This window comes from Limibacter armeniacum, from assembly GCF_036880985.1.
Taxonomy (GTDB): domain Bacteria; phylum Bacteroidota; class Bacteroidia; order Cytophagales; family Flammeovirgaceae; genus Limibacter; species Limibacter armeniacum.
On sequence record NZ_JBAJNO010000003.1, the window covers coordinates 301702 to 317771 of the forward strand.

Sequence of the window (16070 nt, forward strand, 5' to 3'; positions counted from 1 at the left end):
GAATTAATTCAAGTTTACTGACCTTTTTTACTTCTCATTTTCTTATTAATAAACAACATGAACGGCAGGTTGCAGTTCCAATGTTTTTATATCCAACCTTAAGTAATAATAATCCATATCATTCCTATCATACTTGCCATCTCCATTCTGATCTCTCAGCATCTTGATCAATGCAAAACCCTGATCTTCAAATATATTAATCTTTACTGCATGTTCGTTTGAACTGGTCAATGCCTTCAAGTTTTTTCCTTTTCTATCCGACACATACAAGACTGATGGAACTTTAGTATGTGAAACTCTTCTATCATTTATATCAATGTCTTTTACAAAGTAAAAAAGCCATTGACTTGTTGAAAAAAGATGCTGATTGACTTCACTTCTCCTTGAGAAGTACTGATTATCATGTTTTTGTGGAAATTCATCAATAAAAACGTCTTTCTTAAACAGTGGTTCACTTACGTTTTCATTAAAGTCATAGAAAAGAATATTCGCATAGTAACCTGAAGCGAATAGTGGTACTTTCGTTGCATTTTCACTGTACCTAACAGTGATCATCACAGTCGATGTACTATCTGTAAGTATCGGATCATCTAAGGTGAATCCATCCTTCAGTTTATACTGACCAAAAAGAGAAGTTGAAAGTAGTATAAAAAGCGGCAGCAATAATTTCTCTTTCATTTGAATTAAAAAATAGGTTTAAATATTTGTTTTGTCTGAGCCAAGATACTTGAATAAGCTTTTTGTGTCTAATTATTTTTGTTAAAAAACAAAAAGCAGAATGTATACATTCTGCTTTCTATAAATTATTGAATCAGTACTTTTTGCTGAAAAACTTCGCTGCCATCATCCACCCACAACAAGTAAATTCCTTTAGTCAGTTCCTCAGTTGGAATACTTATACTTTCCGTTTCAGTCTCTATTTTTTTGCTGAATACCTGTTTACCTTCCAAAGTCAATAAAGCAACAGTTCTTCTCACGTCTGCTTTACTTAACATAACATTTATTTGACCTATTGAAGGGTTTGGATATACCTTGATCAATTTTTTTGTATTTTGAAAGGCTAACCTAGCTCCAGAAGATGGTTCTACTCCCCAAACTAATGCGCCATTTCTATAAAGTGTTACCTTATCAAAGGTTGTAAAAGATGTTTTAGAGGCATCGTAGGAATAGTCATCTGTTTCATCAAAATTGCTCCAATCTGTCTTGTGGACTCGTGCTTTGATAATATCAGTTTCACCTCCAGCACTGATGCTTCCAGCAGATGAAGAAAATGAAAGTTCCAAATAGTTGGTTGCCCCTGCCCTATTTACTGATGCAAAACTTCCACTGATATGGCTTTTTCCAATTTTTGCATAGTCACAAACAAAATTTAAAGGAGCTGGATTGTCGTTGGTAAACCAATAGCGAACCGTCAACTCACTCAGTGGAACAGAAGAAGTTCCATTATTGACAATATTCAGGTAGGGCTTGATAGAGTTATTGCTTGCACTCCCTCCATCCCCTTCCTCATATGCTACTTCCAGATCACCACCACTTCCTCCTGAACCGATGACAGATATATTAACTGATGCTGTCGCTGTCGCATTATCATCATCAGTTGCTGTTATAGAAAGTGCATATCCACCTTGCGATGCATTGCTGATCGTATAGGTATAGGGTGAAGTTGTATCGGTGCCCAACAGGTTTCCATTATTATAGAATGCAACTTGCTGTATACTCCCATCGCTGTCAGAAGCTGTGGCTGTGATGGTGATATTATCACCTTCTGTAAACGATACTCCACTCTGAGGAGCGGTAATCGATACTGTTGGCTGGCTGTTTCCCCCTGATCCGCCAGTGCCAGCATAAGTATCTCCGCCTTCACCACTCCATGTCATCTCTGTGAAAGATGAAAGTGGTGTAGGATCAGCTACAACTGAAGACTTGTAAAGCCCCCCTGCCACATTGGTCATAATATAATCCGGATATAATGGTATGTTCATGGATGACTTATGCAGGTGCAACAGGTAACCTGTCAGGTTATTCCCTTCAATGCCTTTCAGTTCCACATCATCCCCATAGGTATTCCCATCAGTGGCACTGGTTTCCTGATAGATCTTAAACCCTGCACTGGTACCATTGGTCAGGTCCTGCACTTTTCCGTTGATGATCTGTATGTTATTTCCCCTGAGGTAATAACCCGAATCCCCAACCGATGCTCCCAATGTAGGCTGCCTGTTCGGAAATCTGGCAATTGTATTGATCATCTTGACATGATGGGCTCCTTCCTTTACATCAAATCCATCATTACCTGTGTCCTCAGCGATACAGTTTAGCAGTGTTACATATCCTGAAGTATCAGGAGAAGTACTGCTCTCCCAGTTATTGTCTGCATCCCCAATGTAAAACCCTTCTCCATAATTGCCACTTAAACCAGTATTGCGTGCGATACAAGCTTCAAACAACCAGTAGTTGCTGTATCGCTTCACCTTATATGCCTCCTGCCCGATATCTTCTATGACAATGTTTTTGGCAATCCCGTGATCCGCATCAAAAATGTAGATCCCTTTCTTGAAATTCCTGATGGTGAAATTCTCAAATCGGTAATAGTTATGCGATACCTCAAGCCCATACCCTGACGAGGTAGTGCTTCCCAAAATGGTGGCTGTTCCTATCCCCCTGATTGTGATGGGTTGGGATGCTGTTCCATGTACCTTGGTCAGGATTGGTCCTGCATGAGTACCTGTAAACTCGATCACATCTCCGGGCTGTGCATTGTCCAAAGCAGCTTGAAGATCAGCGACCTGAGCATAGAGGTACTGAGTTCCTGCCATAAGCAGGATTAGAATGGTGATTGACCATGATCTCATTTGTTGATTGATTGTTATGATAAAGAACCGTGAAATCCATCGGGTAAAATTTCACCCGATGAATTCACCATTAAAAGCTTACTGCTTTAGAGAGGAAAGCCTGTTCAATGCCTCCAGGTAATAATAGTCAGCATATGCAAGTGGCACATCCACTTCGCTGTCATTAGGCTTATTGCCGGTGGAATGTTCCAGTACAAATACATGTGCTGCATGCTTGTCTGCCAGATACTTTTCCGAGGAAAGAGAGGTCAGGATATCAATGGCATATGCCAGATAAGTGGCACGCTTTTCAGGAACCAATTTAGCCAGTTCTACCAATGCTGAAGCATTGATAGCAGCCGCTGATGCATCACGAGGTTGCCCTTCCAGACTTTCCAGATTATAGTCCCAATAAGGTATCTTATCCGATGGCATTGCAGGGTTTTCCATAACAAACGTCGCAATCTTCTCAGCCTGAGACTTAAATGCCTCTTCTCCTGTCTCACGGTAACACATTGTGTAGCCATACAGCAACCATGCTTCTCCCCTAGCCCAAGTTGAGCTGTCATTCAATCCCTGATGGGTCACTTTTTCCAGTACTTCACCTGTTTCAGGATCATAATCCACGACATGAAAGCTTCCGTTGTCCTCCCTGAAATGGTTTTTCAATGTGGTCAACGCATGCGTTTTTGCAATGTTATAATAAAGGGAATCTCCTGTATATTCTGTTGCCCTGAAGAGCAACTCAAGGTTCATCATATTGTCTGCAATAACAGGGAATTTCCACTCATCAGACCAGTCCCATGACTTCAGACTGCCTACATTTTCGTTATACCTTGTCAGCAGTGACTTTGCTCCCTGTACCAGTATGTTCTTGTATTGTTCATTCCCAGTTGCCAGATAGGCATTTCCAAAGCTGCAATTCAGGATAAATCCTACATCGTGTGTACTGGTATTAAACTGTTCCTTTTCCAATGCCTCTGTCCATCGGATAGCCTGATCTTTTATCTGACCATCCTGCTTGTACTGATATAACTGCCACAAACTACCAGGAAAGAATCCACTTACCCAGTTGCCGCTGGAGACAGCCAACAATGCCCCATCTTCTGTCAACGAACGGGGAAAGGCGTTTGCTTCAGGTAGGCTGTCACAAGCCCTCAACAATTGGGCTTCAGCTCTTGTAAAACTTCTGGAAATTAGCTGATCATCTACTGACAATTCCGTTTTGGCACTGGCTTCCTGTACGGTTTGTCCTTGTTTATTCAGACACCCAGTACAAGCTGCCGCCACTGCGAGATAAAAAATAATTCTTTGCATTATGAAGGATTTTAACTGTACAAGTTAGATAGGTTTCAGGATTGTAAACTCCCTGACTGTTTTAAATTATCCCTACTGAAAAATCACTTCCAGTAGGGATAAGATATGGTTTAATATCCGCTGTTTTGTGGCAACAGGTTCGGGTTCCTTTGCAATTCATCCTGAGGCAATGGAAAGTGATAATCCCTGCTGGCACTTACATTCTCATGCGGCTCCAAAGCATCGGGGCCTGTAAAGACTTTCTCCAGCAAATTTCTTCGCTTGATGTCATACCATCTCTTGAATTCAAAAGCCAGCTCAAGCCTTCTCTCATCCAACACCAGTTCACGGAACTCATCCTGTGTAAAGGATCCAGAAATATCTACAGGGAAAGTATTCATAACCCCTGCCGCATTTCTTGCTCTTTCTCTCACCTGATTCACATATCCAATGGCTTCAGCAGTAGGACCATTTACCTCATTGATGGCTTCAGCTGCCATCAATAGCACTTCCGCATACCTGAAGGCCATATAGTTATTGTCTGATCTTCGGTTGTTGTTTTCCGCATTTCCAGAGAAACGGGTAAACTTTGCAATATGCGGGCGTTTCTCATTAGGAAAATCAGGGTAACTCGTCAGTACACCATTTACCATCACCTCATCAAAAAAGCTTACCTGCTTGCGGTAGTCATTATCGTCCCAAGTTTCATATACTTTCATGGAAGGCACACTAACACCCCAACCGTTTTGTTCAGAACCCCTGATACCTGTTACTGGTCCCATCAGGTCATCATTGGACGAACCTGCATATTGCTGGGCAAGGAAGTCGATCGTGAAGATCGGTTCCTTCAGCTGGTCTGCTATTTCAGCACGAAACAAGTCCTGAAAATCGTTTTCAAGTGAATAGCCGAATTTACCAGCATTACTGATCACCCACTTGGCTTCCTCAGCTGCCTTATCATATTCGCCCATGGTCAGGTAAACCGAAGCCAACATGGTAGCTGCACTACCTGCAGTAGCCCTTGAGCGCACCTCATTTTCATGCTTATCTACCCCATGTTCCTTTGCAAACAGTAGGTCATCCACAATATGCTGATATACTTCTGCCTCCTTGGTTTTGCTAATGGTGCTTAGCGCTTCAGGATCTTTCACAAATTCCGCTACATAAGGGATATCCCCAAACAGACGCACCAAATGATAGTAGGCAAATGCCTTGACAAATCTTGCCTCAGCCTCCAGCTCCAGCAGTTCCTTCTCATCCGCTTCCACCTGCTTTGTTCCCTCAATGGCTGCATTGGCAGCTCCAATTACACTGTAGAGTGCAGGCCAGAACGCCGTCACCATTCCATTATTCCCATCCAGATTGAAGTCATTGATCTGGATACGCCTTGCAGGAGTTCCCCTGTCCCCTATATCACTCATGTCACTTCTTACCTGCAATGTCAGGGTTAGTTTTCTACCATAAATATTTTCGTGTGCCAACAATCCATAGGCTCCAAAAATAGCCGACTCAATATCTCCTGTTGTATTGAAGACACTTTCAGGTGCCAATACACCTACCGGTTCTTCATCCAGATTGGTACAACTTCCCATGCTGAAAAGCAGAAGGGTTGCTATTGCTATATGTTTGATTTTCATTTTCATTGGGTTTAAAATTCAGAATTGGTTCACTGCCGATCAGAAATTGACATTCATGCCGAATGTGTAGGACTTTGCATTCGGATAACTTCCATAATCAAGTCCCTGATTGAGGTTGCCGTTGGCGCTTCCTGATGACATGTAGTTGACTTCAGGATCCACACCCGGATAGCTTGTGCTTGTCCAGATATTCTGTGCACTTACATAAAACCTCACCGATGAGATTTTCAGGTTCTGAAGCATATTCTGTGGAAGTGTATAACCCAATGAGATATTTTTCAATCTCACGTAACTACCATCATATACGAAACGAGTCGAGACTTTTCTTGCCCTGCCAGCCGAAGCTTTAGGGAAATCGGTATCCGTATTGGTTGGTGTCCAACGGTTGAGGGCATTCTTGGTTGAATTGGTCATACCTGATACACGCTCCAGTTCCAGCAGGGTATAGCTCAGGATATCATTGCCTTGTGAACCTTGGAAGAAGATATTCAGGTCAAAACCTTTGTACTTGAAAGAGTTGTTCAAGCCCCAGATAAAATCTGGATTCGGGTTACCGATCACAGTTCTGTCTGCATTGTTGAGCTGTCCGTCAGGTGTATTGGTTTGTTCTCCCTCATCATCCAGTCCGCTGATGTCACGGTATTTCTCACCTCCTGCTTCCTGCTCAAAACCTCCTCCTTCAATAAAGGTATCTCCCTCCTGATAGACACCGTCATAGATCCAGCCATAGAATGCTCCAACTGGCTGTCCTTCACGAAGTATCTGCGTATCCCCTAATCCTACCATAGAACCCGGAGCTGATTCGTACATGATATCCAGTCCATCTGGCAATGAAAGCACTTTATTTCGGTTAAATGAGATATTGAAACCTGTTTCCCATTCAAAGGCTCCTGTCATATTCACTGAATTAATTGCCAGTTCCAAACCTTTGTTTTCAATGGAGCCAATGTTTTTCAGCTGTGTGCCATATCCGGTGTATTCAGGCAACGGCACACTAAAAAGCAGGTCAGTGGTAACCTTGCGGTAATAGTCCGCTTCAAATGTCAGACGGTCATCCCAAAAACCTACATTGACACCCAAATCCATCTGTCCTGTAGTTTCCCAAGTCAGGTTATCATTGGCAACTGAACTTGGTACAAAGGCATTTACGGTACTGCCACCAATTACGGCAAACTGAGGTGAGAACCTCGCCAGCGACTGGTATGGTCCGATCGCTGTATTACCCGTCACCCCATAACTCGCTCTCAGCTTCAACTGACTCACCAACTCATTCCCTTTCAGGAATTCTTCTTCACCCACATTCCATGCGATAGCCCCAGATGGGAAAAAGCCCCACTTGTTGTTCTTACTGAAAGTAGATGAGCCATCATAGCGCGCATTGAATGTCAGCATATAGCGGCTTTTGTAATTGTAGTTGGCTCTTGCATAGAAAGATGCCAATGTCCACTCAGCCAGCTTTGACTCCGGGCGCTGCCAAACAGATGCGCCACCAAGATCCCAAAACTCCGTGCTATTGCTGATAAACGACTGTCCTTTGGATAACCAGCTTTCATTTCTGCTAGACTGGTAAGAGTAACCCGCCATCATGGATAGCTGATGATCTTCCATAAAGATATGGTTCCAGCTCAGGTAGTTCTCGTTTAGTACTGTAGCATTCTTTGCTGTTGAGATGGTTCCTTCACCACCTACATTTCGTCCTGCATTCAACGTAGTCGGAATAAAGATGCCGTTGCGGCTGTTATCAACACTCACGCCCAAGGAGCTTCTAAACTTCAGTCCTTCCATCAATGCTAACTCAGCAAATGCATTGCCCTGCAACCTGTCAGCCACCTTGTTGTTTAGCTTCTGTGTAGCAATGGCATAAGGGTTGTCTCTTGGGTCTCCAATCTCACTGGTAGTGAAGTTGCCGTTCTCATCATAGATGCCTTGAGCAGGTGAAAACACCATGGCTGATGTGATAACACCTGCATCATTGGTTCCACCCCCACTTTCCTGAGTATCCACACCATCCGTATTGGTTCTTCTGGCAAAAAGGTTGGTTCCAAAACTCAGATGATCTGTTGCCTTGATATTGATGTTACTTGTAATGGAATATCGTTTGGTGGCAGAGTTCAGGATAATACCTTTCTGATCGTAATACACTCCTGAGATATAGTAGTTCACATTCTCATTGCCTCCTGAAACCGAAAGCTGGTGGTTCTGGATAGACCCCTGCTGCAATACCTCCTCCTGCCAGTCTGTATCATATGGCAAACTGTTCAGGTCATAAGATTCCGGTGTGATTTCATTGATGTAGGCGGCAAACTCTTTGGCATTCAACAACTCCAACCTGTTGATCTCCTTCTGTACAGAATAAGAGGTATTGTAGCTGATTCTGAATTGTCCTGACTTGCCTTTCTTGGTTGTCACCAGAATGACACCATTTGCGCCCCTAGAACCATAAATTGCTGTAGCTGATGCATCTTTCAGCACTTCAATTGAGGCAATATCCTCAGGCGGTGGCAACGTACCCCCCACAAAACCATCCACCACAAAGATGGGATCACTGCTGGCATTGATGGATGAGCCTCCTCTAATCCTAACTTTGAAAGAACCTCCAGGCTCTCCATTGTTAGACTGTACCTGTACACCCGCCATTCTCCCCTGCAATGCCTGCGTAGCGCCAGCTACAGGATATGCTGACAGGTCTTCTGCCTTAACGGACGCTACGGAACCAGTCAAGTCGCTCTTTTTCTGTGTACCATACCCTACTACCACTACTTCTTCCAGCTGTTTCAGGTCTTCTTTCAGTTCAATGGAAATCTCAGTTCTTCCATTGACAGCTAATTCCTGTGAAATGTATCCTATAAATGAGAAAACCAGCTGTCCATCAGCAGGAACCTGCAAGCTGAACTTTCCCGAAATATCTGTAATTGTACCGGTCGAGGTATCTTTCAACTGAACGGATACACCAGGCAAAGGAGTGCCTTTGTCAGAGACAGTCCCTTTGACCGATATCATATTTTGTGCATGTGTCAATGCTGCTGTAAGCAAGAGCAACAGCAAGACCAAAAGAGGTTGTCGTTTCATCTTCATATTATTATTAGTAGTAGCATTCGTTTGGGTTATATTCTGAATGATATTTCATTCCATGGAATGCATATCATCAGATATAATTATTAAGTATAAGTGTTGATTAAGGCTTCAATATTTACTGTATTATAAATTAAAATGTAACTGTGTTTTAGATGTTGAATAGCTATTCAGTGTAAGCATATTTAATGTGTGTTTATTGGCAATGCTTACAGGTCAAACATAAAATGATTAAAATGAAACCAAACCTAATTTAATCCGAAGATAGGGGTAAAATAATACACAAGCGTATTTTTTACGCTATTTGAGTTCAATTTCGGCACTGTACAATTTCACTCCCCTTTTTGAACGATTTTACCCCATCAGCTTTACAGGCAATCTCTACTTTTAAACTGTTCGAATTCTTTCCATTTTTTAAAGGATACTATGAAACAAAACCTAAAGAATATTCTGATCAGTTTGGTGCTGTTTACCTTGATCATTTTCAGTTGTGAAAAGCAAAAGGAAAACACTGAAATTATTTTGAAAAACAATCTGGATATAGCCAGAGCAGATGAACCTGTAACTATCAAAAAATCAGCCCTATCACTTCCTTATGATCAATTTATCATCATAGACGAAGAAGGTCTTCTGGTACCTTTTCAAAAGGATGACCTCAATGGTGACCAGCAATGGGATGAGTTGGCGCTTGTCCTTGACTTTATGCCTCAACAGCAGCGAAAACTCTATATTAAAGCGCAGGATTCTTTACCTGTATTTAAAGCCACCACCAATGTAAGGCTAGGCAAGTCTCCAGAACGGAATGGCACCTTTACTGATGTTGTGTTTGAGAAAAGGGACAAGAAACATTTGCCTCAATCACAGCCTCCTCTCTACCAGATGGAAGGCGTTTCATGGGAAAATGACAAAGTCGGCTTCCGTACTTACTTTGACAGCCGGAATGGCAAGGATATCTGGGGGAAGAAAACACCAGAACTCGTATTGGACTGGGTTGGCACCAAAGGCAATTACCACGAGATGGACTGGTGGGGTATGGATATCCTGAAAGTAGGTAACTCTCTTGGGGCGGGTGCACTGGCCATGGAAAAAGAACAACAGCTGTATCGCTTGGGTGAAACAGAGGATGCCATCTATGAAATGGTTTCTGAAGGACCCGCCAGAACCAAATTCAGGTTACATTACAAGGGATGGCAAGTGGATGACCATACCTATAACCTGACGGAAGAAATAACCCTTTGGAAGGGCCAGTACTGTTATGAAAGTCAGGTTACGCTTACCGATACCGTGACTTCCAATCTGGTGACAGGTATCGTAAACATGGATGCCAAAGAACTTTACGTGGATACCTTGGATGAAAATTATGCAATGCTCTATACGCACGATATCCAATCCCTCAATAAAGACCATCTCGGTATGGGGCTGATCGTTCCGAAGACGTACTTCAATGGGTATGGTGAAACTGCTGCGGATGCGGCGTCCATCTCCTCAACCTATTTCTGTAAACTGAAACCCAATGGTCAGGAGCCTGTAAAGTTTTACTTCTTTGCAGGGTGGGAAGTTACCGACTCCCTTTTCAGCCATAAGGCAGGATTTGAAAAAATGCTGAAAGAAAACAGCCTTAAACTCAACAATCCTATCCAGATTGAGATTCACCAGTAAGCTCATAGATCCTTCGGCAATGCTGATTGCCGAAGGATCTATTAATCTGCAAACAGTGTGATATACTGTGTAGGAGAATGTCCGTACTGCTTTTGGAAACACTTGCTGAAATACTTGGGTGAGTTGAATCCAACCGCATAGCAAACCTCGGAAACACTTCTGCTCTTGTCTGCCATCAGCATCTCAGAAGCTTTCTCCAGCCTGTATTGCAAGATCAAATCATTTGGTGTCTGCCCTGTCAGGGACTTCAGTTTGGTAAAGAGCATCGTTCTGCCTACCCCCACTTCCTTTGCCAACAGGTTCACATTCAGGTCAGGGTCAGCCAAATGTTTGCTGATTACATTCCTGACATCCCTCACCAGCTTATCATCCAGCAGACTCATGCTGTTTTCCTGCTTCAGACCCGTCTTCTCAGCCTTCACCATCCTTTTCAATAAAACCTGATGCGACCTGATTAGGTTTTTGCACCTCACTCTCAACAAGTTGGCATCAAAAGGTTTGGTTACATAATCATCTGCTCCTGCTTCAAGTCCTACCAGTTTAGCATCCTTACCATGTTTGGCAGTCAGTAACAGTACAGGAATATGAGCCGTCTTGACATGCCTTTTGAGTTTTCGGCAAAGTTCAGTTCCTGAAATGCCCGGCATCATTACATCACTGATGATCAGGTTCGGTGTATGTTTCAGCGCCAATTCAAATCCCTGCTCACCATCCTCTGCTTCGAGTAATTTACAGCTCGCATCAAAGCAGCTACCTACAAGGCTTCGCATATCCTGATTGTCATCCACAATCAGGATGGACAGTCCATCCATTTCCTTGTTTTCCTCTTTCTCTATTTGTGCTTGCTTCAGTTCAATAGGAATATGGCTATCACTCAATCTCAGGCTAATACGGAAAACTGTTCCTTTCCCTTCTTCACTCTCCACCTGAATCTTGCCTCCATGCATCTCCACAATTCCCTTGGTCAATGCCAATCCAACACCAGAACCTAATGACTGTAGACGCTTGTCTCCTTCTACCTGATAGAACCTTTCAAAAATGCTGTCCAGATTTTCGGTTCTGATCCCCTTTCCTGTATCAGTGACAGAGATCTCCACACTTTTCCCATCTGCTGAAAGCGATGAAGCCAATCTAACCGCCCCTCCTTTTTCTGTAAACTTGAATGCATTGGACAGCAGGTTGACCATTACCTTTTCCATCTGATAGCTATCTATCCATACCGGAGCGCTTTCTGACAAGTTTAGTTGAAAATCAACTCCCAGATGTGTCGCATGGTCCTGAAATAACTGATGGATATGCTGAAGAAAATCAAGCAGGCTTTCTTCCTTCATCTGCAATTTCAGATGCCCTGTTTCCTGTTTCCGGAAATCCATCAGCTCATTGATTAGGTTATAAAGTCGCTGCGAATTTCGGTAAACCATATCCAGCTTGTGTCTGGTTTCCTTATCGGCCTTCCGATTTTCCAGTAGGCTCCTTATCGGGGTCATGATCAACGTCAGGGGTGTACGGAATTCATGTGAGATATTGGTAAAGAATTGCAGCTTCATCTGGCTCAGTTCCTCCAGCTTGTTCCGTTCCACCTCAGCCAGTTCCAAACTATGCTTCATCTTCTCAATTCGAATTGTATAGTTCCTGAAAAGCAGGATCAGTCCGAATGCGGCAAAGGCATACAGCAAATAAGCCCACCATGTAAAATATGGCGCAGGAAGTACCTCAATCTGCAAGGATACTTCCTGGTCTTTTGCGCCTTCCAACCTTAGCCTGAAGGTGTAATTTCCTGCTGCAAGGTTGGCGTACCCTACCGAGTAGTTGCTTTCTGAATTTATCCAATCCTTGTCCAGCCCTTCCAACCTATAGGCAAATCGTGTATCAGGACTATTCAGAAAATCAAGCGCTGTATAACCCAGTGAAAAATTGGTGTGCTCATAGGTCAACGTGATTTTCTTGCTCGCAGACAAAGGCTTTTCAAGGATGCCGCTCTCATCAGATGGATAAATTTTTTGATTGTTGACCTTTAGCCAAGTCAAGGTTACGGGCGGTTCATATGACTCCTGACTTACCTGTCCTGCATTGAAAGCCACCAGTCCCTGCATACTCCCCACAAAGAACTGACCGTTACCCGCCTGAACCAAAGCCCTTTCGTTTAGCTCTTCAACGGGAATCATTTCCCCACACCTGAATGTGGTAAAGGTTCCCTGATCTGGCTGATAGCGGCTGATTCCCTTCAAGGTAGAAATCCAGATTGCACCATCTTGGTCTTCAACCATGGCATTGATGCTGTTGCTAGGCAAACCATCCTCCGCTGTAAAATACGTGAACTTTCCTGTCTGCTTATCCAAGCAGTTTAACCCACCACTTTTGGTTCCAATCCATATGTGTCCATCTGATGACTCCATTAACGTACAAGTAAAATTACTCGTTAACCCATTTGTATTTTCTCCCAGAGTAGGGTAATGATGGATTATACCTGCCTGTTCGTTATAGCTGAATACACCTTTACTTTCTGTGGCAAACCAGATGTTTCCATCCTTGTCCACGATCACATCACGGACTTCCACTGTCTGCTCACCATGAAGCTTCACCCTATTGACTTTTCCATTCGCCTTATTGTAAATATCCAATCCCAGATGTGTTGCCAACAAAACCCTGTCTCCACTTTCCTTGATGCTCAATACTGCATTGTCCCTATAATTCCTGCCTTCAGGCGCAAACTCCTTATAGGATTTTCGACTAGGGTCATAGATAAAAATGCCTCCCCTATGAAGCCCAATCCAAAGCTTATTGTCAGAAGACCAGCAAAGGGATTTGACATTGACTTTCTCCACATCAAAGTGTCTTGTATCCAGATGTTCAAACTTTCCTGTTTTCAGGTCAAGCTTGTTGATTCCTTTTCCTTCTGTACCAATCCAGAGTTGCTGATTGTTGTCTACCGCCATTGGACCTACCACTCGAAAGCTTACCCCCTTTTCCTTGTACAGGTTATCAGTTCCATAAAAAGAAAACTGATTGAGGTAAGGGTCATAGATATTGACACCACCGAAATAAGTGCCAATCCAGATGGAGCCCCTTCTGTCCCTCATTAAGGCATGTACCGACTCGTGTGAAAGCCCTGAGATATATTCAGGGTGATAAGTGTGGCTTTCAAAACCATCGGCTCCTTTTTTCAGTATGCTGATCCCCTTAAAAGTGCCAAACCAAAGGTTCCCTTCCCTATCCTCCACTATATCCCTGACCGTATTATGGCAGAGCGAAAGCGGGCTAGTCGGGTCATACTGATACCGAATAAAACTGCCTTTGTCTTTCTGAAGCAGCGAAACCCCTTCACCTGTACAAAACCATAAGCGATTTTGGCTGTCCTCATAGATGCGGTACACAAAATTGTTACTGATGCTTTTCGGGTTATCCTGCTCATGCTGGAACTGCATGACACTCTCCGAATCAGGGTTGTAGAGTAAGACACCACTCCTAGAGGTACCAATCCAGAAGTGTCCTTCATGATCCTGAAAGATGCTCATCACGTCATAGGCTGAGAGTCTTTCCTCATGCATAAAAGTTTTCTGAAGAGAATCATAACGGTAGATACCATTGTCCATACCAACCCAAAGGTTGCCTTCCTGATCTGTTTCCAGCACATGGAGCAGACTGCCTTTCAAACCCGAAGTTCCCATGCCATATAACAGGAAATTTTGGAAGCCTCCTGTCAGTTCATCATAGAGACTGATCCCCATATTGGTTCCTACCCAGATGTTTCCAAACCTGTCCTGAGCGATATCCCTGATTACGTTTCCACTGAGCGAAGTCGAGTCATTTACCTCATGGCGGAAAACCTTCACCTCATGTCCATCATAGCGGTTCAACCCGTCACGGGTTCCAATCCAGACAAACCCCTGCCTGTCTTCCAGAAATGCCAATACGGATGTCTGCGAAAGTCCATCTTCCACCATCAGGTGCTTGAAGTTCAATTGCTGAGCAAATGAGAATGCAGAAAAAATCAATAGACCGCTTACAAGAAGCAAGTGCCTGAAGTGTTTTGGGGTTACAAACATAAATCACGGATTATAAAGGGTAACTTCAACAGTTAATATAATAATTCCGTGATTTTTTTATTTGTTTAAGGGAAGGAATCTTATCAGCAATAAACCATCAAGTCTCATAACTCTCCAACATAACACTGATAATCAAATCAATGGCATTACTCCATGCAGCCTCTACTTCCTGTGTAAAAAACACTCCTAACTCTTCCTTGATGGTTTCCAGTAATACTTCTTTCAATACAGGATAATGTGCTGCCTCAACACCATACTTGATATGCTGCTTGCCCAAGCTTTTAAGCCCTAGCTTCAGGTAATCGGGTCTACTTAAAGAGTAAATCACACCACTCAACATATGGGTCAGCATCCTTCCCTGCTCCAGCATATTCTTCTGAAACAGTTGTCTTACGGCAGGAGCCCTTTCAAAAAGTTTGGTGTAAAAATGTTCTGCAAATGCTTCCTCATTTTTAAGCAACATATCCAAAGTAGCTTGCACTTCAAGGTTGGTATCAAACTCTATAAAACCTTGTACCTCATAGAGTTCATACTTTTCCTCTTTCCCTTTCAGGTTTACTTCCGTTTTCACACCAAACTTGAGTGTTCCCTCAGGTAAGTTGTCCAGAAATGTCTTGGAAACTAGCAAGCTTGTGTTCAACTCCTTGTTTTGTCCCTGAATACGACTTGCTACATTAACAGGGTCTCCTAAAACTGAAAACTGCTTGTGCTTTGGATGACCAATATTTCCGACAAAGGCTCTACCGAAATGAATGCCAATCCCTACCTGAAACTCCGTTTCAAAGTCCTTCAACTCAACCCTGTTGAGCCGTTCTACAGCATAAAGCATTCCGAGTCCTGCCCTCATGGCATCCATACAAGTTTTTTCATTGTCTCCTCCTCCAGTACCAAAAAGCCCTACAATCTCATCCCCTACATACTGATAGATAATCCCATTGTTCATCAGGATCGGGTCTCCCAATATGGTAAAGAAACGATTAAGCATATGTGCCAAATCAAAGGTAGGGTGTTGTGCGGCAATGGTGGTAAAGTTTCGCATATCGCAGAAAAGGATTGCCAAGGGGCGCTCTTCTCCAATATCTTCAGGCAGGGTCTCGATTTGCAATTTACTGATCTCGGCACTTGTCCATACCAAACGTTGCAAGGAGACATCACCCTGTACCTTGCTTTGGCATGCCAGTCGGATAGACGGGTCCCAGTTCCGTTCCTGTGCGATGATCTTTTCCTTCATGGAAGGAGGAGACAAATGCTCAAGACCTTCAATTATCCGTACCCTGCAAGTGGTACAATAACCATTTCCACCGCATTCATGCAGGTGAGGAATCTTATTGGCAATTGAGACTTCAAGTATAGTTGAGAATGGCTTTTCAACATGTACCAAACGGTTGATACTGCAATACTTGATTTTCGGTGTAGTGTTTTCCATCAGCATTATGGCTGTTTTCTTATTAAACCGAAAGTGGATTTTTAAAATTCTATTTCAATTAGAATCTGGAAAACAATCAGCCATAGGTGCTTCTCGCTTTGGAGCA

At 43.1% G+C, this 16070-nt stretch carries 8 protein-coding genes; 1 reads left to right on the forward strand and 7 read right to left on the reverse strand.

The window, feature by feature from the left end; translation table 11 throughout:
* Positions 1-45: 45 nt before the first annotated feature.
* The 5 genes from V6R21_RS03555 to V6R21_RS03575 all read right to left on the reverse strand — a co-directional run bounded on the left by V6R21_RS03555 (position 46) and on the right by V6R21_RS03575 (position 8830).
* Positions 46-678 carry a hypothetical protein gene (locus tag V6R21_RS03555; protein WP_334240963.1) on the reverse strand — a complete coding sequence of 211 codons (633 nt, stop codon included), beginning with the start codon at positions 676-678 and terminating at the stop codon, positions 46-48.
* Positions 679-803: 125 nt separating this feature from the next.
* Entirely contained in the window at positions 804-2849 is a 2046-nt protein-coding gene (locus V6R21_RS03560) for a cellulose binding domain-containing protein (RefSeq protein ID WP_334240966.1), read from the reverse strand.
* Positions 2850-2927: 78 nt separating this feature from the next.
* Positions 2928-4145 carry a glycoside hydrolase family 88 protein gene (locus tag V6R21_RS03565; RefSeq protein ID WP_334240969.1) on the reverse strand — a complete coding sequence of 406 codons (1218 nt, stop codon included), beginning with the start codon at positions 4143-4145 and terminating at the stop codon, positions 2928-2930.
* Between the two features lie 110 nt (positions 4146-4255).
* Positions 4256-5761 (reverse strand): RagB/SusD family nutrient uptake outer membrane protein, encoded by a 1506-nt coding sequence (locus V6R21_RS03570; RefSeq protein ID WP_334240971.1) that lies wholly within the window; start codon positions 5759-5761, stop codon positions 4256-4258.
* A 39-nt stretch (positions 5762-5800) separates the two neighbouring features.
* Entirely contained in the window at positions 5801-8830 is a 3030-nt protein-coding gene (locus V6R21_RS03575) for a SusC/RagA family TonB-linked outer membrane protein (protein ID WP_334240973.1), read from the reverse strand.
* A gap of 429 nt (positions 8831-9259) precedes the next feature.
* On the opposite strand from V6R21_RS03575, the gene V6R21_RS03580 reads away from it, so the two are divergent.
* Positions 9260-10492, forward strand: coding sequence for a DUF4861 domain-containing protein (locus V6R21_RS03580; RefSeq protein ID WP_334240974.1), 1233 nt, complete (start codon positions 9260-9262; stop codon positions 10490-10492).
* Between the two features lie 41 nt (positions 10493-10533).
* Here the strand turns inward: V6R21_RS03580 and V6R21_RS03585 are convergent, their stop codons facing one another.
* A complete protein-coding gene (locus tag V6R21_RS03585) occupies positions 10534-14538 on the reverse strand; it encodes a hybrid sensor histidine kinase/response regulator transcription factor (RefSeq protein ID WP_334240976.1) in 4005 nt (1334 codons plus the stop codon).
* Between the two features lie 97 nt (positions 14539-14635).
* Positions 14636-15964 carry an adenylate/guanylate cyclase domain-containing protein gene (locus tag V6R21_RS03590; protein WP_334240978.1) on the reverse strand — a complete coding sequence of 443 codons (1329 nt, stop codon included), beginning with the start codon at positions 15962-15964 and terminating at the stop codon, positions 14636-14638.
* Positions 15965-16070 lie beyond the last annotated feature (106 nt).